This window comes from Paenibacillus sp. FSL P2-0089, assembly GCF_038595095.1.
Lineage (GTDB): Bacteria > Bacillota > Bacilli > Paenibacillales > Paenibacillaceae > Paenibacillus_AQ > Paenibacillus_AQ silagei.
This window is the reverse complement of the sequence record NZ_CP152006.1, coordinates 2,172,765-2,197,198: the sequence shown is the minus strand read 5'-3', so window position 1 is coordinate 2,197,198 and position 24,434 is coordinate 2,172,765. Positions and strand designations below refer to the sequence as shown.

Below are 24,434 nucleotides of genomic sequence, written 5' to 3'. Positions count from 1 at the left end.
TACACCTCCATCAATATATAGTCGGCACCATCCCTCCATCCATGCGGATGGGAGAACCTTTAAAGGCCGCCGCATAAGGACTGCATACGAAGGCAGCCAGCCTGCCGATTTCCACCGGCTTGATGAAACGCTGTAATTCCGATTGCGGCAGGTTGGCCGCCATGAATTTCTGCTCTTTTTCTGCAAAAGTTAAATTTTCGTCAGGATACATACCCTCAATGATGTGATGCACTTTTTCAGAGAGTGTTGGTCCGGGCATGATGGTATTCACTGTAACCTCTGTTCCTGCTGTCACTTTAGAGATACTTTTGGCCAGGGACAGCAGCATGGATTTGGTCATCGCATATTGAGGCATTTGTCCTGAGGGCATGACCGCCTCTTCGCTGGCAATGAAGATCACGCGGCCATAATTCCTGCTCAACATTCCAGGTAAATATAATTTCGTTAATCCGTTTGCAGCCAGCACATTCGTGCGGAAATACTTCTCCCAGATATCCTCGTCCACTTCCTCATACGGCATCAATTCATAAATGCCCATACTGTTGATCAGAATATCAACGCTGGGGAATTGAGCGAATAAGGCTTGTCTTTGTTCAGGATCGGCAAGATCGGCTGCGGCATTCTGAGGAGCGGTGGCCGGGTAATTCAGCTTCAATTCACGGACAGTCTGCTCCACCTCTTCCCTATTCCGTCCATTGACCAGCACGTTGACGCCTTCTTTGGCAAGCTCTATGGCGATGGCTTTTCCTATACCCTTCGTTGATCCTGTAACTAGTGCTGTTGTATTGTGTAATCCCATCTCCATAATGCACTTCTCCTTATTCATATCTTCTTGTGTTGCGGATAGTGATTATATTATCTCGTTGGGATCGTTCAGTAACTAGCACCTTACGCCAAGCTTCTTGCCGGACACGCCAAAAGTTACAGCTCAGCAAATACGTGCATTCAGGTGTTCAACTATTCAAGTGCTCCGAACGCCACTGAGAAGGCGTAACCCCTTCCCAATGGCGGAAGGCACGGAAGAAAGAGTTCTGATCCTCATACCCGGTCAGATACGCCGCCTCTTTAAGATCAAGCGAAGGATTGGCCAAGTACTCTCGTGCCTGCTCATGTCTGACTTGTGTCAGAAGCTGCTTGAAGGTCGTATTCTCGTCAGTCAGCCGGCGCTGCAAGGTCCGCCCGCTCATCGTAAGCTCCTTCGCCACTGTCTGGAGGTCGGGACATCCACCTGCGAGACAGTGTGCAATGATCACCTTGACCCTCCCGGATACAGAGAAGCTGTCAAGCTGTTCGTCGAGTGAGCGGTCAAGTGCAGGAGCAAGTATCTCCAGCAGTTCTTCGTTATACGAAACAAAGGGAAGGTCCAGCTGACTTGACAGTAGCGTCAAGCGGTTATACTTCCCGCCTGTTTGAATCGCGCAGCCGAAATAAGCTTCAAGCACTTGTTCATCGCCCATGGAGTGGACAAATTCGGCGGCCTGCGCCTTCAAGGGCTGACCCGTCCCCTTTCTTCCAAGCTCCAAGAGAAAAGCCAGCGTGATCCCCGCCAGCACCGGCGGACCGGGCAGCCCTGTAGGCCCCCACTCCAGTTCTATGGTGCACTGCCCGTTCTCCTCAGTCATCCGTAGGCTTTCGGGCGGACACATCTGTTTGTACCTGACCATGCGGTGCAAGGCATCGCGGTAGTCACGGGCGTGATACGTCGCTAATACGGCGGGAGGATACTGCGCGGTGTCAAAGGCGGCCGCAAGCCTGGTAATGCCTGACGCAAGATCCCCGGCAAGCTCGGAATACGCCTGCCAGATTGCGAAATATTGGGCAGTGGTAACCGTGGCTTCTGTTGTTATCGTTACAGGGAGCTGTGCCTGGCGGGCTACGTCGCGGGCAGCAATCCCCAGGCGGCTTATTCCTGTCCAGAATCCCGGAGGCATTTTAACGCGTTGAGAGGAACGAGACTTCATAGGTATGGGCCTCCTTTTGCCAGTTGCATATTACAGTGTTATGGTTGTCTTAAGGCCATATAAGAATACTCTTGTGCCCGTGATCATGTCTACCCATGTCTACCTTAATGTACGGGAATGTACAGCTCTGCCTAATTTCACACATATTTCTTATTTTGTTTTAACATATAGGCATTACAATGGATTCAGATTATCACTGCACGGTATCCATCATAACTAGTAGGAGGATCAATCATGCCCAATATCTGGATGCATATTGAATTCGGCCAGCAGCTGGCCGGAGAATTCAGCAGCCGTTTCCCGTGTCTCCAGCTGCTGGAACAACAGCAACGGCTCTATAATCTCGGCTGTCAGGGTCCGGATTTCCTGCTGTATCACAGCTTTCTTCCTTGGAGACGAGATACCGGGGCGCTTCATCTCGGAGACCAGATGCATACGCAGAGCTGCGGGCCGGTACTTGTTGATTTGTGGGAAGCTGCCCGGAGACTTGAAGGAACGGAAGCGGCTCAGGCCCAGCTCTATTTCCTCGGTTTTCTGACCCATCATCTGCTGGACCGCAACCTCCATCCCTATATTAACTGGAAGGCGGGCTATAAGTACCGTGCCCATCAGCGGTTTGAGATTGACCTGGACACTTTGTTCATGAAGCGGCTGCACGGGATGAACACCTGGCAGCACGCTGCCTGGGCTACAATTGACACAGGTGCCCGGCTGCACGGTCCGGTTCACCGCATCCTTCACACTACGGCCATTAAGCATTACCCGGAGGCGATGGCCCGGTTGCCTGAAGAGATCTGGCAGACCTCTTACCGCGATATGGTGCTGGCTCAGAAATGCCTCTATGATCCGAAGGGCTGGAAGAAGGCTATAACCTGGGGCCGGACCCGCCGGTTGTTCTCACGGAAGCTCACTGCCCGCGAGGAACGGCTGGATTATCTGAATGAGCGGCACTCCCGGTGGCGGCATCCCGCACTATATTCCGAGGTGCAGACCGAATCTGTGTGGGAGCTGTGGGAGGCGGCCCTTGCGGAAGGACGGACGGTGCTCGGAGCGCTTGCCGATTGGCTGGGATGTACGGAGGACTCCGCTGCGGCAAGCCGCAAGCTTGGGCAGTTCACACTGGCACTGGGCAACCGCTCCTACGATACCGGCAAGGATTGCAGCATGAATCTGCAGAATCAATACGCCGAGCCGATCTGGACAAGTCTCCCTGGGAGTTGAGGTTGAGCCTACCAAACGTCAGCCAACGTCTCTATTACCGCCGCACCCTTTTCCAGCTGAGGTGACGGCTGCCTGCCGTAAACAATTGGAAAAACGTATCTTATTTCGCCGGTTTCTCAAGAATATCGGGTAAGAAGTGCATTTTGTACATTTATTCCAGTTACTTTTCGCCACTTTGGAGGATATGTGCGAATTAAGTGTTGTTATTCCAACTATTGGTGCAGCAGAGGACTTTTGGTCATCAGCAAGTGTACAAAATCCACCTATTTCCCTTTACAGTGACTTCTTGCTTGTCCGAACGCCCCTCCTGCTCGCGAACACAATGTATGCTGTTTTTCGCATACATTTGGCCCATATGCCTGCTCGCGAACACAATGTATGCTGTTTTCCACATACATTTGGTCCATATGCCTGCTCGCGAACACAATGCTCCACAGCCCCCTAAAGAAGTTGGAGTCCTCCCCCACAAAAATGTAGACTAGATATAGGAGGAGGATGAACGGTATGGGACACTTAACAGGAACAAGAGAGAAGGCAGCGCAAGAGGTGTTGTCTGGCATTAAGGCAGCGGTGGTTGCCCGCAAGTATGGGGTGACCCCATCGACGGTGAATCAGTGGGTGAGGGACTACCGAGAGGCCCATGGGGAACAAGATCATCCGTATCCCCAGGAGCAGGTGGAGGAACTGAAGCGCCTCCTGGACGTGGAGCAGAAATACGAGAAGGCCGTCAAGATCCTCGGCGAAAAGGAGTTAGAGATCGAGATTCTGCGTGAACTGCTAAAAAAGCCAACCCCTGCTTATCCGAAAAAATCGAGGTAGCCGACATGTTCATTAAGCAGGGGAATACCGCAGCGTTGGTACTACGTCTCGTGGGGCTAGCAGAGTCTACGTATTACGACCGTAAGAAACGCAAGAAGCAGGATGTACAGGCCGTACCCCAGGGGCGCGGAAGACCCGTACCCGGCTATTCCCTGACCGAGTCTGGAGAGAAGATTAGCGACGAGGAAATCCAGGAATGGCTGCTGGAATTAATCGCTGGAGAGGAGCACGTGTACGGGTACAAACTGCTGGCCAAGTGCTTGTGGAACCAGCACGGGCTGAGGCTCAATCACAAGAAAAGCTACCGGCTGTGTCAGGCGCTGGATATCCTACAGCCGCAGCGTCACAAGCGTTTTAAGCATCCTCGGAAGCTGCCGGAGAACCGGGTCATTACAGGGGCGGGTCAGCTCTGGCAGATGGACATTAAGTACGGTTACGTGGCGGGCCAGGGCAGGCATTTCTTTGTCCTGAGTATTATCGATGTCTTTACCCGTGTCATCGTCGGCTACCACCGCGGATCGTCGTGTGAAGCCAAGCACGCCTGCCAGACGCTGGGACGCGCCATGGAGCAACACTGCGCCCCTGACAGCGCACGCCCGGTGATCCGCACCGACAATGGTCCACAGTTCGTCAGCCATCTGTTTGGCGACATGTGTGAAAGCTGGGAAATGACCCATGAACGCATTCCGCCTCGAACGCCGGATTTAAATGCTTTTATTGAATCGTTCCACAGTAATATCGATCGGGATTTGTTCCGCAAAGAGGCCTTCGAGACGTTCGAAGAGGCCTATGAAGCCGTGGACCGGTACATGGACTTCTACAACAATCGCAGAATGCATACAAGCCTTCGGAACATGCCGCCAGCTACCTTTGCGGAATGGGTCTTGACCCTAGAAGACCGCTCCCGCTTCTTCTGGCCGAGAGAAAAAGCGAAATAAAGAGCATATCTACGACAAGTGCTGATTTTATACGGAGGACTCCGGGATAAGGGGGTCGCACCGAATGTATGCTGTTTTTCACATACATTCGGTCCATATGCCTGCTCGCGAGCACAATGTATGCTGTTTTTTACATACATTTGGTCCATATGCCTGCTCGCGAACACAATGTATGCTGTTTTTCACATACATTCAGCCTTCAGTCACATTCAGCATCAAAGTCATCCCTTTTCCACAGCAGCAGGAAACTATAGTTTCCTATATAATCATAAAAACGCCCGGTTCCCCGGGCGCTCAGCACAATCTATACATTATCCTTCTGTCAGACAGCATTCCAGCTTACAGCGGATCATTCGGAAGAATCTCGGGCGGGGCCGGCGGCACCATATCCGGCTGCTCCGGCGGTGCGATTTCGGGATGCTTCTCCGGCACAACCTCCGGCGGGATCACAACCGGCTCCGGGAGGATATCCGGCTTCACATCGGGGACAACCTTCGGCGGAACCTCGGGCGGCAGATCTTTGCTCATCTCCTTATACCTCCTTCATTCCTGATACCTCATTTATACCCGCTCCACGCTTCCTTTAACCTTATTGCCCTAGTCCTCCCCGTTCTTCCCCAGTCCTCCCTTGTCCTCCTGGTCTTCCCTTGTCCTTGTCCTGTCCTTGTCCTTGTCCTTGTCCTTGTCCTTGTCCTTGTCCTCCCTTGCCCTCCCTTGTCCTCCCTTGCCCTCCCTGTAAATTCCCCTCTTCATGCAAGATGTTTAACCTGCGGTTGATCTCCAAGTAATAGTTGGTTGTTAAGATCAAGGCAACAAGATTACTGGGAGGGATACCGATGCGTCTGGCTGTATTCACGGACACTTTTCTTCCGCAGACGAATGGCGTTGCCCGTACACTCGGCCGGCTGACCAGCCACCTGCACCGCCGGGGAATTGAACATCTGCTGTTCACGCCAAAATCCGCCCCGGAGAGCAGCTACCCCGATCCTGTCAGACCCGTGGCCAGCATCCCCTTTTTCCTCTATCCCGAGTGCAGGCTGGCCCTGCCCGGCATGTCCTCCATGCAGAGTGAACTGGCTGCGTTCGCCCCTGACCTGCTCCATCTCGCCACCCCGTTCAATATCGGCTTAACCGGCCTCCGGTATGCCCGCAAGCAGCAGCTCCCCCATGTCGCCTCCTATCACACCCACTTCGACCGTTACCTCGAATATTACAAAATGAGAAGAATCCTCCCGCTCTACTGGAAATACATGAAGTGGTATCACCGTTCCTGCGATGCCATCCTGGCCCCTTCCCGCGAGACCCTAACCAGCTTGCGCATGGAGGGCTTCACACGACTGCGCTTATGGTCCAGAGGCGTGGACTGTACCCTCTACTCGCCGGAGAGACGAAGTGAAGAGACCAGGGAGCGTTACGGCAAGGGAGCGGCGCTGATGATGCTCTATGTCGGACGGATTGCCCCGGAAAAAGATCTCACCACCCTCCTTCAGGCTATGCAGCTCCTGCCGGAGTCCGTGCGTTCAAAGGTTCAGCTGGTGATTGTCGGCGATGGCCCGCTGCTGCCTGAGCTTAAATCGCAGGCACTAGAGAATGTCACCTTCACCGGTGCCAGACACGGCGAAGAGCTGGCAGAGCTGTACGCCTCCGCCGATCTGTTCGTCTTCCCCTCCTGCACGGAGACCTTCGGCAACGTCGTGCTTGAAGCCATGGCGTCGGGGCTTCCCGTGATCGCCGCAGATGCAGGCGGAACGCGGGAGCTGATCGCACCCGGTGTCACCGGCATGCTGTTCGGGCCGCGCAGCCCGGCAGCCATGGCAGAGCAGATCTGCACCGCCGCCGCCAGGCCCCTGCTGCGGAGCGCAATGGGCCGTGAAGGCCGGCACCAAGCCCTCCAGCGCTCCTGGGAGCAGATTTTTGACAGACTGATTAAGGATTATGAAGAAGTCATCGAGCGCCGCAGGATCAAGAATGAAGCAGGGATCTACACCGCCTGATCCGCTGTCTGCCCGCCTATGAAGACTAAGCGTTCCTGGGACCACGGGAATGCTTTTTTCCATTGTTCACGGTTTCTCCCCATCACTCTATTGACCATTGGAATAATGACTTATATTATACACATATACAATAATCCAAAATATGGAATTCAGTCAGGCGGTGATCCCTTGAAGCCTCTCACAACGATTCGCAGTCATCTTGAGGCTTATCTCTATTCCCAGCAGTTGTCCATCAACCAGTTCTCCATTCAGTCCGGCGTTAATTCCGGCACCTTAAGCCGTATCCTTAGCGGTCAGCAGCCGATTGCCATGAATCACCTGAAATTGATCACCCGGGGCATGTCATTGCCGGAGGATCATTTCTATAGCATGTATGTCGATGAGTGCTTTTTATATTCGGCACCCACCTGGCGGCGGCTGCGCCCCTTCATCCTGAATTCAGCGGAGCTGGGGCGGCTGGACTGTATAGAGCTAGTAGTCAAAAATCTGCTGGACAACCTAACCTATGCTCCGATGCTTTTTGAAGTGGCCGAGGACTTGTTCCAGCAGCATCACTGGCAGGCGGCAGCCGTGCTGTACAAGAATATCAGCGCGAGCGAGAAGTATCAGCATTCCGAGCGGCTGGCCCTCTGCCAGTACCGTTTGTTCCGCATTGCCCTAGGAGACAGCCAGACACTCAACCTCCAGGCTGCTCTTTTATTCGAATGTTATATTGAACGGCTTGAGGTGTCTGATCAGCTCGATGGACTGAAAGCTCTGATGCATGTCTATTATTCGCTGCACAAATGGGACAAGGTGGACGCGCTGGCTCAGGAGATGCACCGTCTTGCCATGCTCAGCTATCACCATCTGCACCGGTCGCAGCGCAGAGACCGCCAGGATAAATGCCCGGAGAAGCCGGTATTCTTCTACGCGCTGTATTCGCATCTGATGCGGGCAAGCGTGTGCGAAGAATTCCGGGACTATGAATCGGCGCTGAAATACGTAGCTCTATATATGGATAGGAGCTGGATACGCGAAAAAGGGGAAGACACCCGGCACATCCTGGACCAATTTCAGGAGTGGGGCACGGCCAATACCCTCCTCTACCGGATGATGTCCGGCGACTATGGAGTGCTGCCTGAATATGTGGCCTATATTGCTCCGCATGCCAGTGAGATCTTTGTAGCCCTGTACCATATTGTGATCTCAGCCAACCGCTTCTCCTGGAATGTGGATGAGGTGCTTGAACAGTTCCCTTCCTATATCCCTTACCGGACCAATCTGAAGGACTTCGGCGAGCTTCACAACCAGCAGATCCTGGCCGACCAGTACTCTACCTTTCTAGCGGAATTAGCCAACTATTATTTACGCAATCACCGCCTGGAAGGGATGGCCTTCCTTCTGCAAAGTCTGGAATCTTCTGCTAAAATAAAGAGTGATAGCATAATCATTAAATGTGTGAATCTGTTTGAACAATTCCGGCATCAAGCCACTGAGGAACAGACAGAACAATACAGACTTCTGATTGGAGAGGTGCAAGAATCCAATGATAAGAAAAATGATTATGCTTCTAATGTCATGTAGCTTGGCCGTTATAGCTATTCACCCCCTGGAGGGTTATGAATCTGTAACAAAGGCTACTGTACAATCCGTGGTTCAGCCTATGGGTCACGGTACGGGGGACGGCTGATTTAGCAGCCGCCGCGCCCCCAGAAAGGATGATGAACATGAAGTTCACCCGAAGGTTATTACTCCTCCCCGCACTTGCACTGGCTCTGGCCGGAGGAGCTGAAGCCGTTCCGGCTTCGGCCAAGCCCGCCCCGGACGTGCAGCTCCAATTAACCTACAACAGCGGAAGCGGAACATCAGGCATGGCCGGAGGCACCGCACAGATCAAGAACGGGGTCTCTTATATGCCAGCTAACCTGGTCACAATCATGGGACTTAAGGTCAAGTGGAATAACGCGGACAAAACCGCCACCTTCAGCGGGTGGAACAAAAGCTTCAGCATGAAGCTTGGTCAATCCACCGGCGTACTGGACGGGAAGAAGGTCTCCCTTGGAGGTATACCTTATATGGCGGATAAGCAGTTGTATGTGCCCGTCAAGTTTGTGGTGGCAGCCCTTGAAGGCGGACCCGTAAGATGGGATGCGGCCACCAATACAATACGGGCCAACGGTCTGCATATGTACCGCGGTTATTCAGAAGTGTTCGACGGCGGAGTGTACTCTTTGTCGCTGGACAGCGGGGAGCTGTATCTGACTACGAAGCAGAACACTAAGCATAAGCTTGCTGTTCTCGGCAAAGGACTGGATGTAGTGGATTTCACTTTCGAGCGCACACCCGCCGGTCTGACACTGCTTCAAGTCGTCAATTCGTATGGCGAGCCCCATGTGCATGCAGAGTATTACACCTATCTAGTGAAGAATAACAGTGTGATCCGCCAGGGGCATACGAATATCCATACCTCCTTCGGCACAGCCCCGGTCTGGGCCGACGGCAAGCTGGTATTCAATGACGGCCGCACACTAAGGCTCATTGAGGATGGGACCGGAGCGGTCAGCGAGACCGTAGATATACCGAAACTGCTGGGTGCAACCGTTTCCCAGGATGTCTACTACAATGTCGAAGCCGTATACCCGGATGTTCTGCTGGTACGCCCTACAGACACTGCCTTCCTGACCCTAGTTGACCGCGCTGCCGGTAAACAGACTGTGTTATATAAGCAGCTGCTCAGTGCAGAGCGCCAGCGCGAAGTAGAGCAGCCCGATTTTATGTTCCCGGGAGACTATATCTACTTCACCGGACGTACTGACAATGTCTTCACCTTCAACCTTCACAGAATGGACGGCAGCCAAGACATCATCAAGTCCTACACATGGCCAGGTAGCCAGAACTGAGCAGCTACACTCCACATTCGGTTGAGCCCGGTTTTTCGCCTACATTTTTTCGGCCGCAACAAAAAAAACGCATAAACGTCATTACAACAAACAATGACGTTTATGCGTCTAACATCCAACACCCACCAAATGAAAGACAGGGCGTCTACAAACGCCCCTGCCTTTTCATTCTCCGCGCTATTCTTCGCTCTCTTCTTCGTTCTCTTCTCCGTTTACGGTCCTTACGATAGAGCAGGAGATCCAGTATAACTTCGAAAAGCACCCCGAATAGCTCAGCCATACAACCCCTCTTTTCAGCGGTTTCAGCGGTTATAGAAGTGCTGCTTCACCCCTTACGGCTCCGCAGTCCACCCAAGCTTGCTCCTTCACTAAATACCCGTTCAATCCTCCGCTGCACCTCGGGGTCAGAAATTAACGGCGGCGCTTGATGCGGCTTCACCCGGGCATCGATGATCACATTATCACAGGCCCAGTGCTTATGCTCCACCGTGCTGTTCACCCCATGGATGTCATGGGACGGATTGCTGCGGGTGAAGGTCGCCCACAGGAAGTTGTTCAGCGACTCCGACATGAAGCTGCTGTCATCGCACAGAATAATCATCGGGCAGGAATCAAGCGCCCCCTGCGCTGCAATCGCAGCGCTCAGGCCGGAGATTTCCTCTGCCGCCGAGGCGTAATCCCGGAACGGCTTCCCCTGCATGGCGACAATCCCCGGCATAATCATCGCCGCCGGGCCCCAGCCCTGCTCCACCCGCTGAAGAACCTCAGGCACCTCCGTGCACAAGCTCCGCTTCTGCTCCCCTACAGCTGCGAAGACTACCTTGCTTCCGCTGTTGATCCCGGTGCCGGAATAATCCAGCGTATCAATCGTTGTATTCGTCTGGAAGTGAATATCACGTCGCAGATTGATCCGCTCCAGAATGTAGGTCAGGAACCCGGCGATATCATGCGTGCTGACCGGCTTGTCCTCTTCTGCCGTGATGAACAGATATTTCGCCAGACTGAGCTGTCCGGTTCCGAGAATCCGATTGCTGATCGTCAGCAGCTCTGCAGGCTGCTTAAGCTGCTGATACGGGGTATACCGCTCACTGCCGATCGCGAACAGCAGCGGGTGCACTCCCGCAGCATCTATCGCATGTACCTCCTTCACGCCGGGAATCTCCGAGCGGATCGCCCCGCCGGTCAGCTCATGGATGAGCTCTCCGAAGGCAGTGTCCTCCTGCGGCGGACGGCCGACCACCGTGAAGGGGAAGATAGCCCCTTTTTTGGCGTAAACCTTGTGAACTCTCATCACCGGAAACGGGTGAGTCAGGCTATAGTAGCCCAGATGATCGCCGAACGGCCCCTCTGGCTTCGTCTCCCCGGGATGAATCTCTCCGGTAATCACGAAGTCAGCATCGCTGCTGACGCAGAAGCCGTCTACATAGCTATAGCGGAAATGACGCCCCGAGAGCAGCCCGGCAAAGGTCATTTCACTTAAGCCCTCCGGCAGCGGCATCACCGCCGAGAGCGTATGCGCAGGCGGGCCGCCGATGAAGCAGCTTACCTTCAGCGGCTCGCCGCGTCTGTTCGCGTGGGCCTGATGAATGCCGATGCCGCGGTGAATCTGATAATGGACGCCCACTTCCTTATTCAGCTCATATTCGTTGCCGCTAAGCTGGATACGGTACATCCCCAGATTGGAGTTCATAATGCCCGGCTTATCGGGATCTTCGGAGTACACCTGCGGAAGCGTGACGAATGCCCCGCCGTCGCCCTGCCAGTGCTTAATCTGCGGAAGATCGGAGATTTGAATCTCCTCGAATCCGGCCGGCACGCCGCTGCCCTTCTTGATCGGCAGCGCTTTGCGGGCGGCAAGGCCTGTCCCGATATATCTAAAGGGCTGCTTGAGCGCCTTCATGGGATTGCTGCGCAGGGCGATGACCGCCTGCGACGATTCCCAAGTGTCGCGGAAGATGAACTTGCTGCGCTCGATTGTTCCGAACAGATTCGAGACCGCACGGTACTTCGAGCCCCGGACCTTCTCGAACAGCAGAGCGGGACCGCCTGCCTCATAGACCTTCATATGTATCGCCGCCATCTCCAGATGCGGGTCCACCTCTTCATGTATGCGAATTAAATGCCCGTGCTTCTCCAGGTCAATAATACATTCTTCCATATTGCGATATGACATGCTTCTACTCCCATTCTCTCAAGAATATGAACCTCTTTATTATCAATGAGTGTGCCCGTCAGGTCAATTGCCGCCAGGGCAACCTCTCCAGTTGTCACAGATATTCTTGCCTTCTTCTGTGGAGAGCCATTATTATACTTGTAAACCGGACGGCTCCGGGCAAACATTCGGCAAGCAAAGGGGACTAACGCAATGATCATCAAAAAGGTAACCTGGCTGGAGCTCTTCTACGATCTGCTGTTTGTCGCTGCAGTCTCCAAAGCCAGCCATGTGCTGCTGCATGTAGAAGACGAGACCCTGTCCCTTGAGACACTGGGCAAATTCGTACTGATCTTCATTCCGATCTGGTGGGCCTGGGTCGGCCAGACGCTTTTCGTTAACCGCTATGGTCAGGATACGGTGATGCACCGGATTTTTCTGATTATCCAGTTGTTCTTCGTATTGATTATGACAGCCAGCCTGTCAATAGATTTCGATGCCAACTATCTGCCGTTTCTGATTGGCTATCTCGGACTCCGGATCATGACCGCGGTCCAATATCATTATAGCCATTCCAGAGAAAGCGGGCATCTGCGCGACACGGCCCGCTATCTGGGATCACGCTTCTGGATTGGACTTGCGATTTCGGCCTGCTCCCTGTTCTTCGATTCTTGGCTGCGGTATGCGGTACTGTACGCAGGAATTATGCTGGACATCATTCTCCCGCTGACGGGACGGAGGATTCTGGTGAAGACGCCCCCCAATACCCATCATCTGCTGGAGCGCTTCTCCCTGTTCGCCTTGATCCTGCTCGGCGAATCTGTGGTTAGCATCCTCGCCGTGCTGCAATCCAGCCGCTGGACCGGGCCGTCTGTCGGCTTCGCTGCGCTCACCTTTGTGCTGATCATCGCCATATGGTGGCAGTATTATGACAACCTGGAGAAGAAGGTCGATATGCATATCCAGACTGCCGGACAGACCATTATCTACGGGCATCTGTTCATTTATCTGTCGCTATGTATGCTTGCTGCGTCAATCCAGCTATTGTTCCTGGATCAGCTTTATTATGGGCAGATGCTGAACCTGTTGTTCGGCTCGGTGCTGCTCTACTTCGCTTCCACCACACTGGTCTTCCAGGTCTACAGGCATAAGCAGCATCGGCTGGGAATGAAGCCGCTGGCAGGGCTGACCGTCATTCTGGCCTGCTTCTATGTGCTGGATCTTATAGTCCATGTACCGAATGTCCTGATCATGGGCGAGCTGGCGCTGTTCTTCGCGCTGTACGCCAGAATTACTGCCTGACCCGGCTGCCCGTCAGCTCTCAGGCACTGGCCCCATCTATTCGCTCTGTACGCCAAGAGGCTGCACCAGAGGTCATAGCCCGCCTCAGGTACAGCCTCTTCCGGCCGTCTTACTGGCCTGTAAATTCAATCTCATCGTACTCATAATAAGCCTGTAGGATCTGCTGCCGGTCATCCAGGAACAGCTGGTCAGCCACGCCGCTGACCAGTCTAGGAATCGCATTCCGCAGGCCCGAGATGGCCGATGCCGATAACCCGCAGCTGGCCAGAGCGGAATAGTTGAACACGAATAAGCCATGCAGCAGCTTGCGGCCTGCTTCGTCCCGGCTTTGAAGTGCAAAGCCTGGGCTAAGGTAAGGGTGCGCATCCAGCAGCGGATTCGCCGCTCCCGCAGGCGCCGTGTACCGGTCGCTCCAGCGGGCAATATGAGGCTCCACCTGCCGCAGCTCCGGCCGCAGGCCAGGATCACTGAGCAGGCCCGTGCTGACGATCAGATAGTCGAAGCTGAACTCTCCCGCGGGCGTAGTCACCACCGCCTGCTCCCCCGAAGCCTCCACCTTCAGCCACGGCGAGCCGAGGTGCAGCCGGAAGCCGGGCCATGCCGTTGCACGGCGGAAGGTATCGCTTGTCGGCGGCTGATTATACTGGAAGAAATGCGAGATCACTGCATATTTGTCCGCATCCGCCAAGGTATGGAACCGCTCAATCATACCTGAGCCCTCCATCTGGCGGATCGGGTTCACCCCCGGAAGCTGCGCCCGGCGGACGAAGACCTGGGCCTCAGCCGCGCCCTCCTGAAGCGCGTAATTGGCATTGTCGAAGGCGGACGCCCCGCCGCCTAGAATCCCCACCCGCTTGCCGCGCAGGGCAGCGAAGTCAATCTGCCGGGAGGTGTGGGCGTACAGGTGCTCCGGCAGATGATCTGCAATCATTGGCGGAACATGCCACTGCCCTCCGCCTTGAATACCTGTAGCCAGCACCACCTTACGGGCCAGCAGTGTTCCAGCCTGCGCCCCCACTCCTGTAACCTGCAGACGGTAGATTCCGTCGTCACCAGGTTCAATCAGCCTTAGCTGCACCTCGTTACGTACCGGCAGCTTCAGAATCTGCCGGTACCAGCGCAGATACTCCATCCACTGGCCGCGCGGGATTTTGTCCACCTCACTCCAGGCGGCCGTTCCATGCTGAGCCTCCCACCAGGAGCGGAAGGTCAGCGACGGGATTCCCAGATCAATCGAGGTCAGATGCTTGGGAGTGCGCAGCGTCACCATCCGGGCGTAGGTCTCCCAAGGCCCCTCCAGCCCGTCACGATTCTCGTCAATAATCAGCAGATTCGAGATCCGTTCGCGCAGCAAGCCAAAAGCCGCACCAAGCCCACTCTGGCCCCCGCCCACAATGACGACATCATAGACATGGCCTTCATCATGCTCCACAGGGCGGACCCAATCCGCGCCGCCATAGGCGAGATAAGCGAGATCCGTGTTCACACGTTCATTCAAGGCTTCCAGGCTCATCATTCCTCAGACCTTTCCGGGGCATCTTCAGCTCATAGCTGCTGCTCACTTTGCAATCTGTTCCATAATCCCTGATATACATCTATGGCGATATTATATAGGGTATGCCCCCGCTTTTGAACATTGATGGAAGGTTTATTGTCATAAGAGCTGAATTCAGTGGACGGGATTGTACATTAAGCCAATATTTTAACGCCAACTCGCCTTAATGCTTGACAAACGAAATATTATCTCACACGTATCCGCAAAATAAACCCCACAAAGTGAGGCTTTAGCTTGGATGATGACTCAGATACTTTGCGGGGACCCCAAAACATATAAATTCTTTCAAAAAAGAGCTGCCCCCATCAGCCCTCCGGCCCCGGAAACAGCTCTTTCGTTCAGTCATTCACAGCTACACTATGCAATCTGGCTTTCTATCTTGCTCTGTTCATAGAATATAAATAGGTCCGCCACCTTAGAAGCGTGCTACAAAAAACTCGCGGTTCGACGGGACGAACTTCTGTGTGCGCTGCACATTATCCGCATCGATAATTCGGAGCGTGTAGCTGACTGTTGTCAGCGTACTGATCGTATTAAACTGGGCGACGCCGAATTCATCGAACTGAGCCGTGATCACAGTGCCGGAGCTCCGGGTCAGTGTAGCCGTCCAGCCCTGCGTTTCGTAAGGGACATTGTTATTGTTCACGGCAAGCACGATGAAATTATTAAGCACCTGTCTGATCCGCCGTCTCTTGGGTCTTACTACCGCCGCTGCTCTTGCTTTTTTAGCCATCAGTTGACGTTTTGCCAGCAATGCCTTCTTCTCTGATTCTTTCATTTGCTTCACCACTTTCTATTGGAATACAGTAGTAAATGCAAGAGAAGAATCAACCGAAACGCACTTTTGCCTGTTATTTACATAAATGTATCCCTGTACTCATTCATGGTTTCGTACCCACAGGGCAGCTGGCCGCATACACTGCTTCATAGAGGTGATTACATTATGAAGAGTGTACCATCATGGGTCAGGCATCACGCCGCCAAGCTCAACCGGCCCCTGAAGCATAAGATCCGCAGTGCTTATTCCACTAGTACTGCAAATGCTGCTATACCGGTGATCATACAGTTCAGACAACCGATTACTCCGGCGGGACTCCGCGAACTAAGGACGCATCTGGGACGGCATGTCCTCCCGGTCAAGCATCATCTGCGGCTGCACCAGGCCGTGGCTTCACAGGTATCCCTGAAATGTCTGGAGCATGTATGCCGCTGGAACGGAGTCCATAAAGTCTATCTGGACGGCATTAAGAAGGCTACGCTCAACATTGCAACTCCATCCATAGGCGCTACAGCGGTTAGACGCTCAAGAGGGCTTACCGGCAAAGGCATCAACATCGCTGTGCTTGATACCGGAGTCTATCCGCATCCCGATCTGACCCGGCCGGTGAACCGCATTCTGGCGTTCAAGGATTATATCAATCACCGGAAATGCCCGTATGATGACAACGGACACGGCACGCATATCACCGGGGATGCCGCCGGTAACGGCTGGTCCAGCCGGGGCAAGTACCGGGGACCCGCGCCGGAAGCGGGGATTGTCGGAATCAAGGTGCTGGATAAGTATGGGGACGGCTATGACTCCACCATTATCAAGGCGATTGAATACTGCATCACTCACCGCAAAAAGCTCAAGCTGCGCATCCTCTCCATGTCCTTCGGCGGACCGGTGGCTCCGCATATCAAGGATGACCTTCTCGTCCAGGCGGTTGAAAAAGCCGTCAAAGCCGGCCTCACCGTAGTCATCGCCGCCGGCAATGCCGGCCCCAGGCGCCGGACCGTCGAGTCCCCCGGGATCAGCCCCTCCGCGATCACCGTCGGAGCCGTCAATGACCGCCGGACGCTGACGCAGAAGGATGACCGGATCGCCGTCTATTCCAGCCGCGGGCCCGCTCCCGGCGGCAAGGTGAAGCCGGATCTGGTCGCCCCCGGCGATTCAGTGATCTCGCTGCGTGCCCCCGGCTCCCGGCTGGTCCGTGAATTGCCGCGCAATAAGGTCGGCAAGCGGTATTTCAAGCTGTCCGGCACGAGCATCTCCACGCCCATCGTGTCCGGTGCCGCCGCCCAGCTACTCCAGCTTGCGCCTGGTCTCACGCCGCGCCAGGTGAAGCTCTTGCTGAAGCGTAACGCCTTCCCTCTCCGCCTGAAGCCGAATACCGGCGGCAGCGGAGAGATCGACGTACGGTTCCTGAAGCGGCGCTGCTTCCCCAAGAAACCCCACAAAGTGAGACTATAGCTTCGATGGATATTCAGGTACTTTGCGGGGACCCCAAAACAAAATAACCGGCACCGTAACCAACCGGTAACCGCTCCTTATTCCACGGGGAGCGGTTGCTCACCCGCCAGACACGGCCATAGCTGCCGTGCCCAAGCTAACAACTCCTCGTCTTCTCCATATCTTCCTATACACTGGAAGCCGAGCGGCATGCCTTCAAGCGTTGCCGCAGGCAGACTGACCGTGGGCACTCCCGCAAAGCCCCAGACCGCAGGCATCCCTGCCCAGCCCGTATTCCGCTCCTCAATCTTCGGCGCAGTCCCCCCTTGGGCCGGAGAGACCCACAGATCGATGCCCTCTTGTTCCATAAGCTCCATTAGATCCTGCCTCAGCTCCCTTTGCCGGGTTCGGTACTGCTCCAGCTCCTCCTCCGGAATCTGCTGCCCTCTAAGGATCGCTTCCTGCACGGGAAGACCGTATTCCGCTCTATGCTCCGCGAATCTATGCTCATGCTCCCGTGCCAGCTCACCCTCAATGAAACGCAGCATCGCATTTCCGTAGATGAGTTCATCCTCCCACGGCATTTGGACGTAACGGACTTCATATCCAAGCTGTTCAAGCCCTGTGATCTGAGCCCCGAACAGCCCTTTGACTTCCGCGCTCATCAGCTCCATATAGACTCCCTTGGGAATACCCAGAACCGGCTTGCGGGGCATTGGGGCAGCAGGAGCCTCCCAGTCCGGGACAAGCAAGGCCGCCGCAGCCTCCATATCAGGCAGGTTTTGTGTGAAGAACCCTACTGTGTCAAAAGACGGCGAGAACAGCAGCACCCCATCCAGCGGAACCCTCCCGTAGCTGGGCTTGAAGCCGACCACTCTGCAAAAGGACGCCGGGGCGATCACCGAACGCAGCGTCTGTGTGCCCACTGCCAGCGGACAGAGCCCCGCAGCCACCGCTGCAGCGGAGCCTGCACTGGAACCTCCTGGAGTATGCCCGGTATTATGCGGATTAAGCGTAGCAATCGGCCCGTTATAAGCGAATTCCTCGGTCACCGTCTTGCCTGCAATCACGGCCCCTAGGGCACGCAGCTTAGCGACCAGAGATCCCTGGGCACCGGCTAACAGCTCAGCGGATAGCTGGGATCCCGCCCGGGTCGGCAGGCCGTCTACATGCAGCAGATCCTTAATGCCCACAGGAATGCCGAAGAGGGCCGGTTTACGCTCATCTCCGCTGTAGGTACGTTGCAGCAGAGCTTTTTCCGAATCCAGACGCCCTTCAGCCTCATCCTCAGGGACAAATGCATGGATATGCGGCTCAACCTGTCTGTAACGCTCCAAGTACGGGTCAAGCACAGTTTCGGGTGAATATCCGGGTTCGTGAATCCGGCTCATCATTTCTGTCAGGGATACCTTGTGAAGCAGCATAAGATCATCTCCATGGAAGATTATGTATTGCATTTGGCTTATTACGGTTCAGTCTGCAAAAGGTAACAGAAATCCCCAACCTTACTTAGCACCAAAAAAGCCACCCGGGCCGCTTCCCCTCCAAGATGGCTTTCATAACCCCTATCACCAGAGATTCCTAAAGCTCTTCGTCTCCTTGATCCCCGCCCTGCTTATACTCATACAGCTTCTGATTAAGCTGCTTGGCTTCCCGCTTCCCGTCGATGTGCATCATCGCGTACACCATACTTTTGACCACCAGAATGACAATGACGAATGGCACCAGCACTCCCTTATCCATCAGCGGACCGTCAGCGAACAGCCATAGCCAGAGAATCACCAATACATCAGCAAGGATGAAGCAGAGGTAGAAGCTGATCGTCTGCACTTTGGGATCAACCTCATACGTATTCAACAGCGCATAACGGAAGCAGGTAAATGCCGCAGCCCCCAGGAACAATTGCACCAGCAGCGAGCCCCGGATCATCTCCGTTGAGTTCAGAGCCAGCACAACCGCCGCGAGCACCATCAGACCCCCGCAAGCCACCAGCAGATCCTTCACGAACAAAGACACATACTTTCTGGTTGTAATCATGAGTTTTCCTCCTAGTCAAGTTTGGACAGCACAGCTATAACCCTAACTTCCGTTTGAGCACCGGGACGTATTGTCTGGAGATGTAGACCTTCTCACCGTTATGCAGCAGCGCCTCGTATCTTCCGTAGAGCACCGGGCGGAGCGACTCGATCTTGGCCACATTCAGAATACTGGATTTGGATGCCCTGAAAAAATCGCCAGACTCATACTCCGTCTCCAGCTCATACAGCTTCAGCCTTGACTCATACACCTTCTCCTGGCAGTAGATGAACACCTTATGATCGACCGCCTCGAAGTAGTAGACATCACGCGGATGGATGATGTGCATTTGCAGCCCGTTCATACCAATCAGCTTCCTTGCGCCTGCGTTCACCGAGTAGATCAGCCCCAGCAAGGCTTCATCCGGGTCGTTGCACCTGAGAATAATTTCAGGCTCCCCGCCCTCCGGCACCTGCTCAATCGTGATTTTCACCGCCACCGCCTCCTGCCTTCTCTCCCTACAGCTACAGTATATTTTTGTAAAATGACTTATACAATGGCCTTTGCGCAAGCTGCACTTTAGCGGCTTCAAGCTGCAATAACGGAATCTCAGTCCGCAACCTCGTCTGCAATTGGCTACACTTCTAATGGGTCCGCCTAATTTAGAGGATTCAGTCGAGAATGGCGTATCATCTGAGCAGCAAAAACCCGCAGATCAGCTCTGCGGGTTCTTGGAATATACAATTTTGCGGATGCTGTCGATGGATAACCCGTATTGCTCGCACAATTGGTACAACTCTGCACCTTCTTGGAAGCGGCTACGGATCTCAGCATTGCGGACTTTATAGTAATCGGCTGCCCCTGAGCTTTCGCCCCATTTTCTGCGTTTGCTCTTGCAGGTTGGGATATACAGGGCTTCCCCTTGAATATATTGCTGAATCTCCTTCAGCAGGTGGTCTGGCAATAGCTTTGCTGCATTTATACATTGCATCTCTGGCTCGCTCCTTAAAATATATTAATCTTTTAAGGGCAAAGCCTGTGTATAAATAACTGTATTTCTTAAAACATACTACAGGCGAATAAATCCGCTCCATGCCAAGCTTTCGCCTTAGTTATTTCACAGGCTTTGCATGGAGCGTGCCGTGCACGTACTGACTCATTCGAAACATGGGCCATCACCTCCCGGGATTCAATAATTGGTGCAGATTAACTCTATTCTAGAATAATTTCCATATCCATTCAACCACTAGACGCTGCTGCACCCACAATTAGCTATAATCAAACTTTACGGCCTGAACATTAGTTTTTTGCGGGCGCCGATTATATAATAGAAACTATATGGTAAAGAAAGGATGCGATACAGCAAATGAAATTCTCAGAATATGTATACGAACGCCCGGATGTGGAGCAATTCAAGCAGGAGTTCACCACTCTGCTGAAGGACCTGGAGACAGGCAATCTGGAGGAGCAAAAAGCTGCCGTGGCAGCAATCAATAAGCTGCGCAGCCGCTTCGATACGATGGAGACGCTCGTGAGTGTCCGCCACTCCATTGATACGGAGGATGCATTTTACAAGGCAGAGCAGGATTATATGGACGAGACCGGGCCGGTAATTCAGGAGTACATCACGGATTATTACAGAGCCCTCGTCAACTCCAAGTACAGAGCCGAGTTCGAGCAGGAATGGGGAACACAGCTGTTAAGCCTGGCCGAAATCTCACTGCGTACCTTCAGCCCTGAAGTGATTGAAGATCTGCAGCTGGAGAATAAGCTGTCCTCCGAATACTCCCAATTGATCGCGTCCGCCAAAATCATGTTTCAGGGCGAAGAACGCACCTTGGCACAGCTGATTCCGTTCGATTCTTCCACGGACCGTGAAGTTCGCAAAGGCGTATTCGAAGCCCGTAATGCCTTCATGGCAGAGCATGAACCCGAATTCGACCGGATCTATGACGAGCTGGTGAAGGTCCGGGCGGGAATCGCTGCCAAGCTGGGATACAAGAGCTTCGTGGAGCTCGGGTATGACCGGATGGGACGTACCGATTATAATGCTGAGATGGTAGCAGGCTTCCGCAAGCAGGTGCATGAGCATATCGTGCCGGTTGCCGGGAAGCTGAAGCAGCGCCAGCGCGAACGCCTTCAGCTGGACGGACTGAAATTTTACGATGAGGGGATTAAGTTCAATTCCGGCAACGCTACCCCTAAGGGAGACCCGGACTGGATCGTGGCGAATGGTGCGAAGATGTACCAGGAGATGTCCCCGGAGACTGGTGAATTCTTCAGCTTCATGCAGGAGAACGGGCTGATGGATCTGGTCAGCAAAAAAGGCAAGGAATTCGGCGGCTACTGCACCTACTTCAGCGACTACCGCGCGCCGTTCATTTTCTCCAACTTCAATGGAACCTCCGGGGATATCGATGTGCTAACCCATGAGGTCGGACACGCCTTCCAGGTATACTCCAGCCGGAATATGAAGGTTCCTGAATATGCGTTCCCGACCTCCGAAGCCGCTGAGATTCATTCGATGAGTATGGAGTTCTTCGCCTGGCCATGGATGGACCTGTTCTTCAAGGAGGAGGCGGATAAGTACCGTTTCAACCACCTGGCGGACAGTTTGGAGTTCATTCCTTATGGCGTATCTGTCGATGAATTCCAGCATTTTGTGTACGAGCATCCGGAAGCTACGCCGCAGGAACGCAAACAGGCTTGGCGGGATATTGAACGGAAATACCTGCCGCACCGCGATTATGACGGCAACGCATACCTGGAGCAGGGCGGGTTCTGGCACAAGCAAGCCCATATCTTCCGTCTTCCGTTCTACTATATCGACTATACCCTTGCCCAGCTCTGCGCCTTCCAGTTCTGGAAACGCTCGAATGAGGACTTCGCCTCGGCCTGGCCGGATTATCTGAAGCTCTGCCAGGCCGGAGGCAGCCGCTCCTTCACGGAGCTGGTGAAGCTTGCCGGATTAACCTCCCCGTTCGAGGATGGCTGCATCGGCTCGGTCATCGGAGAGATTGAGGGCTGGCTGAACAGCATAGACGATAAGGCGCTTTAGGGACTGGGATTCATACACCGAATACAATTAAGTTATATTCACCATCAAGCGTAGCGTCAACTATTAGGGGCTGTCCCAAGTAGCCAGTTCACGGCTTCTGGACAGCCCCTAATTTTAAATTGGATCGACATGAGCCCGTCCTCTTACTTCTTTTTCCGCTTCTCTGCAGCCTGCTGCTGATTCTCTTCCACTCTGAACTTGACGATTCTGGTAATGAGCTCATAAGGGAGCGGCTCCTTGATGGGAAACTGCACCGAACCCTTGGCTCCTTTGTACTGCGCCAGTTCCTCCTTGAAGGCTTCGATTCCACTGGGTGCCGGGTAGAACCCAATATGCGTCTTGTAGGCGGCAAAATGCACCAGATTCTTATGCAGGAACCAGGTCGGCATCTGATAGCTGATCTTCTCCACTGCCTCCGGCGCGGCTTCCGAAATGACCTTACGCAAGCTCTGCAGTAGCTCCTGGACCTCCGGTGCAAAGGCAGCAATATACTGGTCCACCGATTCATAGGTAACTTTATTCTTTTCCACTTCGGCTTCATCTCCCTTGGGTTGGTTCATAGACGCAGTTAAAGTAAGCCCAACTTATATGTAGCACACAGCTTTTCAAAATTCAAATTGTAATTCCTAAGCGTCATGATCCATCTGTCCTCCCGGCATAGAACTTCAAATATTCGTCCATGTGGCTCTTCCAATAGTCCCCGTCATGCTGGCCTGCTCTGAGGTGATATTCTACCGGCACGCCCTTCTCCTTAAGCAGGGTATACAGCTGCTCCGTGCCTTCATAGAACCGGTAGCTATCCTCCGCCCCGCAGTCCAGGTAGATACTCAACTTCGATAAGTCCCTGTTCTGCGCCAAAAGAAGCGGGTCACGCTCCTGTTGCAGCGCTTCCGTCGGATAGAGAAACTGGACCAGGCCGTTCTCGCCTCCGGCAAGAGACCAGTCATCCAGGAATAGCGCCGGGCTATGCCCGCCAACCCTGCTATAGACATCGCTATGCAAAAACGCCGAATGCAGGCTGATAAAACCTCCCATCGATATACCGCCAATATAGCGGGAATCGCGCTCAGCCAGAGTTTTGAAATGTGAATCTGTATACTCCACAACATCCTTGACCAGATAATCCTCATACCGTTCACCGCCCAGCGCTGCGGGATCACCCGGATTAGCTACAGCATTCAGCCCGTAGCTGTTGTCCATCTGGGGAGCGACGATAATGAGCGGCTCGATTTGACCGGCCTCAATCAGTCGTTCTGCATTCTGCTGAAGGTTCAGTCCGTCAAAAATATCCGTCTCCCGGCTGCCGTAGCCATGGATGAAATAGAGCACCGGATAACGCTGAGAGGCATTATACCCTGCAGGAAGATAGACACTGAGCCGCATATCCCGGTCGAGGGCCTCACTGTGAAAAACCAGATTCTGTACGCCTGGGCTTTGCAGCGGTACCGTCTCAACCTTGTCTTCTGCCCCTTGAGAGTCTTCGCCTGAGTTCCGTGAACAACCACCCAGCACTATATACAGTATGATCAGAAGCAGATACAGCCTGGAGCTTCGAGAACCTTTCATATCGACCGCCTCCCGTTCTCCGACACAATCGTAGCACCTACAATTAACAGTACCACAAATCTGGATATTTATAGTAGTACAATTATACCGCTTGGCTGCGGCCTGTTTGTCACTGGCTGGCCGATCTTATATGTGTTTTAATAAAAATCAATCGTTTTTCCGGTCAGCTCCGTCTTACTTATGAAAACATATTACGAGGACGACTTCTTCCATAGACCAACACAACAAGGAAGAGGGGATGGTGAATGGGGGGAAGACAATGAACAAAGCCAATACAGCAGATCTGGCGCTGATGGATGAAGAGGTGTTCTATGAGCGGCTTGCAAAGGAGCACCGTAAACTGTATGCACTCGCGTACAGCTATCTGCGCTCAGAAGCAGATGCCCTGGAAGCGGTGCAGGAAGCCTCGTGCCGGGCCTGGATGAAGCGTAAACAGCTTAAGAACGAGCAGGCCTTCACACCATGGCTGCTCCGAATTACCATCAACTGCTGCATGGATGAGCTAAGGCGTAAAAAACGCGTTGTGCTGACAGAGAAGCTGGAGGAGGAGCCCCAGGAGATGAGGAGCAGCGACCGTCTCGATCTGGAGCGGGCGATGAGCCGGATGAAGCCGAAATACCGGCATGCTGTGATGCTCAAGTATTACCAGGATATGACGACCACTGAAATTGCCAAGGTACTGAATAAGCCCGAAGGCACGATCAAAACCTGGCTGCGTGAAGGACTTAGGCTGTTGCGGAAATATCTGTGAGCAAATC

The 24,434-nt window shown here is 53.8% G+C and carries 23 protein-coding genes; 10 read left to right on the top strand and 13 right to left on the bottom strand.

Annotation, left to right across the window (positions count from 1 at the left end; all coding sequences use genetic code 11):
- Nucleotides 1-10: 10 nt before the first annotated feature.
- Both NST69_RS08935 and NST69_RS08930 read right to left on the bottom strand, forming a co-directional pair.
- A complete protein-coding gene (locus tag NST69_RS08935; RefSeq protein ID WP_342549040.1) occupies nucleotides 11-805 on the bottom strand; it encodes an SDR family oxidoreductase in 795 nt (264 codons plus the stop codon).
- Nucleotides 806-953: 148 nt separating this feature from the next.
- Nucleotides 954-1,961 (bottom strand): helix-turn-helix domain-containing protein, encoded by a 1,008-nt coding sequence (locus NST69_RS08930; RefSeq protein WP_342549039.1) that lies wholly within the window; start codon nucleotides 1,959-1,961, stop codon nucleotides 954-956.
- Between the two features lie 234 nt (nucleotides 1,962-2,195).
- Here NST69_RS08930 and NST69_RS08925 point away from each other — a divergent pair, with 234 nt between their 5' ends.
- The 3 genes from NST69_RS08925 to NST69_RS08915 all read left to right on the top strand — a co-directional run bounded on the left by NST69_RS08925 (nucleotide 2,196) and on the right by NST69_RS08915 (nucleotide 4,939).
- The gene (locus tag NST69_RS08925) at nucleotides 2,196-3,182 is read left to right on the top strand and encodes a zinc dependent phospholipase C family protein (protein ID WP_342549038.1); all 987 of its coding nucleotides are present in this window, start codon (nucleotides 2,196-2,198) and stop codon (nucleotides 3,180-3,182) included.
- Between the two features lie 504 nt (nucleotides 3,183-3,686).
- Entirely contained in the window at nucleotides 3,687-4,001 is a 315-nt protein-coding gene (locus NST69_RS08920; RefSeq protein WP_339313306.1) for a helix-turn-helix domain-containing protein, read from the top strand.
- A 5-nt stretch (nucleotides 4,002-4,006) separates the two neighbouring features.
- Nucleotides 4,007-4,939: an IS3 family transposase gene (locus NST69_RS08915; RefSeq protein ID WP_340957263.1), complete on the top strand. Its 933-nt coding sequence runs from the start codon at nucleotides 4,007-4,009 to the stop codon at nucleotides 4,937-4,939.
- Between the two features lie 339 nt (nucleotides 4,940-5,278).
- Here the strand turns inward: NST69_RS08915 and NST69_RS08910 are convergent, their stop codons facing one another.
- The gene (locus NST69_RS08910) at nucleotides 5,279-5,467 is read right to left on the bottom strand and encodes a hypothetical protein (RefSeq protein ID WP_340979087.1); all 189 of its coding nucleotides are present in this window, start codon (nucleotides 5,465-5,467) and stop codon (nucleotides 5,279-5,281) included.
- 69 nt (nucleotides 5,468-5,536) lie between these two features.
- Nucleotides 5,537-5,692 (bottom strand): hypothetical protein, encoded by a 156-nt coding sequence (locus NST69_RS08905; RefSeq protein WP_342549037.1) that lies wholly within the window; start codon nucleotides 5,690-5,692, stop codon nucleotides 5,537-5,539.
- Nucleotides 5,693-5,775: 83 nt separating this feature from the next.
- Here NST69_RS08905 and NST69_RS08900 point away from each other — a divergent pair, with 83 nt between their 5' ends.
- The 3 genes from NST69_RS08900 (at nucleotide 5,776) to NST69_RS08890 (ending at nucleotide 9,815) form a co-directional block, all read left to right on the top strand.
- The gene (locus NST69_RS08900) at nucleotides 5,776-6,933 is read left to right on the top strand and encodes a glycosyltransferase family 1 protein (protein ID WP_342549036.1); all 1,158 of its coding nucleotides are present in this window, start codon (nucleotides 5,776-5,778) and stop codon (nucleotides 6,931-6,933) included.
- A gap of 168 nt (nucleotides 6,934-7,101) precedes the next feature.
- Nucleotides 7,102-8,499 carry a hypothetical protein gene (locus NST69_RS08895; RefSeq protein ID WP_036725409.1) on the top strand — a complete coding sequence of 466 codons (1,398 nt, stop codon included), beginning with the start codon at nucleotides 7,102-7,104 and terminating at the stop codon, nucleotides 8,497-8,499.
- 143 nt (nucleotides 8,500-8,642) lie between these two features.
- Nucleotides 8,643-9,815 carry a copper amine oxidase N-terminal domain-containing protein gene (locus tag NST69_RS08890; protein WP_342549035.1) on the top strand — a complete coding sequence of 391 codons (1,173 nt, stop codon included), beginning with the start codon at nucleotides 8,643-8,645 and terminating at the stop codon, nucleotides 9,813-9,815.
- 325 nt (nucleotides 9,816-10,140) lie between these two features.
- Here the strand turns inward: NST69_RS08890 and NST69_RS08885 are convergent, their stop codons facing one another.
- On the bottom strand, nucleotides 10,141-11,988 hold the full coding sequence (locus tag NST69_RS08885; protein ID WP_342549034.1) for a UbiD family decarboxylase: 1,848 nt from the start codon (nucleotides 11,986-11,988) through the stop codon (nucleotides 10,141-10,143).
- Nucleotides 11,989-12,180: 192 nt separating this feature from the next.
- On the opposite strand from NST69_RS08885, the gene NST69_RS08880 reads away from it, so the two are divergent.
- A complete protein-coding gene (locus NST69_RS08880) occupies nucleotides 12,181-13,269 on the top strand; it encodes a low temperature requirement protein A (RefSeq protein ID WP_342549033.1) in 1,089 nt (362 codons plus the stop codon).
- 109 nt (nucleotides 13,270-13,378) lie between these two features.
- Here the strand turns inward: NST69_RS08880 and NST69_RS08875 are convergent, their stop codons facing one another.
- Entirely contained in the window at nucleotides 13,379-14,782 is a 1,404-nt protein-coding gene (locus tag NST69_RS08875; protein ID WP_342550123.1) for an NAD(P)/FAD-dependent oxidoreductase, read from the bottom strand.
- A gap of 457 nt (nucleotides 14,783-15,239) precedes the next feature.
- Entirely contained in the window at nucleotides 15,240-15,602 is a 363-nt protein-coding gene (locus tag NST69_RS08870) for a hypothetical protein (protein ID WP_051478024.1), read from the bottom strand.
- A gap of 165 nt (nucleotides 15,603-15,767) precedes the next feature.
- Here NST69_RS08870 and NST69_RS08865 point away from each other — a divergent pair, with 165 nt between their 5' ends.
- Nucleotides 15,768-17,057: a S8 family peptidase gene (locus NST69_RS08865; protein WP_342549032.1), complete on the top strand. Its 1,290-nt coding sequence runs from the start codon at nucleotides 15,768-15,770 to the stop codon at nucleotides 17,055-17,057.
- A gap of 77 nt (nucleotides 17,058-17,134) precedes the next feature.
- Here the strand turns inward: NST69_RS08865 and NST69_RS08860 are convergent, their stop codons facing one another.
- The 4 genes from NST69_RS08860 to NST69_RS08845 form a co-directional block, all read right to left on the bottom strand.
- Nucleotides 17,135-18,460, bottom strand: a complete 1,326-nt coding sequence (locus NST69_RS08860) for an amidase (RefSeq protein ID WP_342549031.1) — start codon at nucleotides 18,458-18,460, stop codon at nucleotides 17,135-17,137.
- Nucleotides 18,461-18,617: 157 nt separating this feature from the next.
- A complete protein-coding gene (locus NST69_RS08855; protein WP_342549030.1) occupies nucleotides 18,618-19,073 on the bottom strand; it encodes a hypothetical protein in 456 nt (151 codons plus the stop codon).
- A 34-nt stretch (nucleotides 19,074-19,107) separates the two neighbouring features.
- Nucleotides 19,108-19,545, bottom strand: coding sequence for a LytTR family DNA-binding domain-containing protein (locus tag NST69_RS08850; RefSeq protein WP_342549029.1), 438 nt, complete (start codon nucleotides 19,543-19,545; stop codon nucleotides 19,108-19,110).
- A gap of 222 nt (nucleotides 19,546-19,767) precedes the next feature.
- Nucleotides 19,768-20,043: a CD3324 family protein gene (locus tag NST69_RS08845; protein ID WP_209874583.1), complete on the bottom strand. Its 276-nt coding sequence runs from the start codon at nucleotides 20,041-20,043 to the stop codon at nucleotides 19,768-19,770.
- Nucleotides 20,044-20,418: 375 nt separating this feature from the next.
- Between NST69_RS08845 and NST69_RS08840 the strand changes: the two genes are divergently transcribed.
- Nucleotides 20,419-22,110: a M3 family oligoendopeptidase gene (locus NST69_RS08840; protein WP_342549027.1), complete on the top strand. Its 1,692-nt coding sequence runs from the start codon at nucleotides 20,419-20,421 to the stop codon at nucleotides 22,108-22,110.
- Nucleotides 22,111-22,253: 143 nt separating this feature from the next.
- Here NST69_RS08840 and NST69_RS08835 read toward each other — a convergent pair whose 3' ends face one another.
- Nucleotides 22,254-22,640 carry a DUF1801 domain-containing protein gene (locus NST69_RS08835; protein WP_342549026.1) on the bottom strand — a complete coding sequence of 129 codons (387 nt, stop codon included), beginning with the start codon at nucleotides 22,638-22,640 and terminating at the stop codon, nucleotides 22,254-22,256.
- 103 nt (nucleotides 22,641-22,743) lie between these two features.
- Nucleotides 22,744-23,676, bottom strand: a complete 933-nt coding sequence (locus NST69_RS08830; RefSeq protein WP_342549025.1) for an alpha/beta hydrolase-fold protein — start codon at nucleotides 23,674-23,676, stop codon at nucleotides 22,744-22,746.
- A 259-nt stretch (nucleotides 23,677-23,935) separates the two neighbouring features.
- On the opposite strand from NST69_RS08830, the gene NST69_RS08825 reads away from it, so the two are divergent.
- Nucleotides 23,936-24,427: a sigma-70 family RNA polymerase sigma factor gene (locus NST69_RS08825; protein ID WP_339255164.1), complete on the top strand. Its 492-nt coding sequence runs from the start codon at nucleotides 23,936-23,938 to the stop codon at nucleotides 24,425-24,427.
- Nucleotides 24,428-24,434 lie beyond the last annotated feature (7 nt).

What these genes read in the sequence shown, in the direction of transcription:
- NST69_RS08935 (WP_342549040.1), bottom strand. Translation starts at nt 805, where the DNA reads ATGGAGATGGGATTACACAATACAACAGCACTAGTTACAGGATCAACG.
- NST69_RS08930 (WP_342549039.1), bottom strand. Translation starts at nt 1,961, where the DNA reads ATGAAGTCTCGTTCCTCTCAACGCGTTAAAATGCCTCCGGGATTCTGG.
- NST69_RS08925 (WP_342549038.1), top strand. Translation starts at nt 2,196, where the DNA reads ATGCCCAATATCTGGATGCATATTGAATTCGGCCAGCAGCTGGCCGGA.
- NST69_RS08920 (WP_339313306.1), top strand. Translation starts at nt 3,687, where the DNA reads ATGGGACACTTAACAGGAACAAGAGAGAAGGCAGCGCAAGAGGTGTTG.
- NST69_RS08915 (WP_340957263.1), top strand. Translation starts at nt 4,007, where the DNA reads ATGTTCATTAAGCAGGGGAATACCGCAGCGTTGGTACTACGTCTCGTG.
- NST69_RS08910 (WP_340979087.1), bottom strand. Translation starts at nt 5,467, where the DNA reads ATGAGCAAAGATCTGCCGCCCGAGGTTCCGCCGAAGGTTGTCCCCGAT.
- NST69_RS08905 (WP_342549037.1), bottom strand. Translation starts at nt 5,692, where the DNA reads ATGAAGAGGGGAATTTACAGGGAGGGCAAGGGAGGACAAGGGAGGGCA.
- NST69_RS08900 (WP_342549036.1), top strand. Translation starts at nt 5,776, where the DNA reads ATGCGTCTGGCTGTATTCACGGACACTTTTCTTCCGCAGACGAATGGC.
- NST69_RS08890 (WP_342549035.1), top strand. Translation starts at nt 8,643, where the DNA reads ATGAAGTTCACCCGAAGGTTATTACTCCTCCCCGCACTTGCACTGGCT.
- NST69_RS08885 (WP_342549034.1), bottom strand. Translation starts at nt 11,988, where the DNA reads ATGTCATATCGCAATATGGAAGAATGTATTATTGACCTGGAGAAGCAC.
- NST69_RS08880 (WP_342549033.1), top strand. Translation starts at nt 12,181, where the DNA reads ATGATCATCAAAAAGGTAACCTGGCTGGAGCTCTTCTACGATCTGCTG.
- NST69_RS08875 (WP_342550123.1), bottom strand. Translation starts at nt 14,782, where the DNA reads ATGAGCCTGGAAGCCTTGAATGAACGTGTGAACACGGATCTCGCTTAT.
- NST69_RS08870 (WP_051478024.1), bottom strand. Translation starts at nt 15,602, where the DNA reads ATGAAAGAATCAGAGAAGAAGGCATTGCTGGCAAAACGTCAACTGATG.
- NST69_RS08865 (WP_342549032.1), top strand. Translation starts at nt 15,768, where the DNA reads ATGAAGAGTGTACCATCATGGGTCAGGCATCACGCCGCCAAGCTCAAC.
- NST69_RS08860 (WP_342549031.1), bottom strand. Translation starts at nt 18,460, where the DNA reads ATGCTGCTTCACAAGGTATCCCTGACAGAAATGATGAGCCGGATTCAC.
- NST69_RS08855 (WP_342549030.1), bottom strand. Translation starts at nt 19,073, where the DNA reads ATGATTACAACCAGAAAGTATGTGTCTTTGTTCGTGAAGGATCTGCTG.
- NST69_RS08845 (WP_209874583.1), bottom strand. Translation starts at nt 20,043, where the DNA reads ATGCAATGTATAAATGCAGCAAAGCTATTGCCAGACCACCTGCTGAAG.
- NST69_RS08840 (WP_342549027.1), top strand. Translation starts at nt 20,419, where the DNA reads ATGAAATTCTCAGAATATGTATACGAACGCCCGGATGTGGAGCAATTC.
- NST69_RS08830 (WP_342549025.1), bottom strand. Translation starts at nt 23,676, where the DNA reads ATGAAAGGTTCTCGAAGCTCCAGGCTGTATCTGCTTCTGATCATACTG.
- NST69_RS08825 (WP_339255164.1), top strand. Translation starts at nt 23,936, where the DNA reads ATGAACAAAGCCAATACAGCAGATCTGGCGCTGATGGATGAAGAGGTG.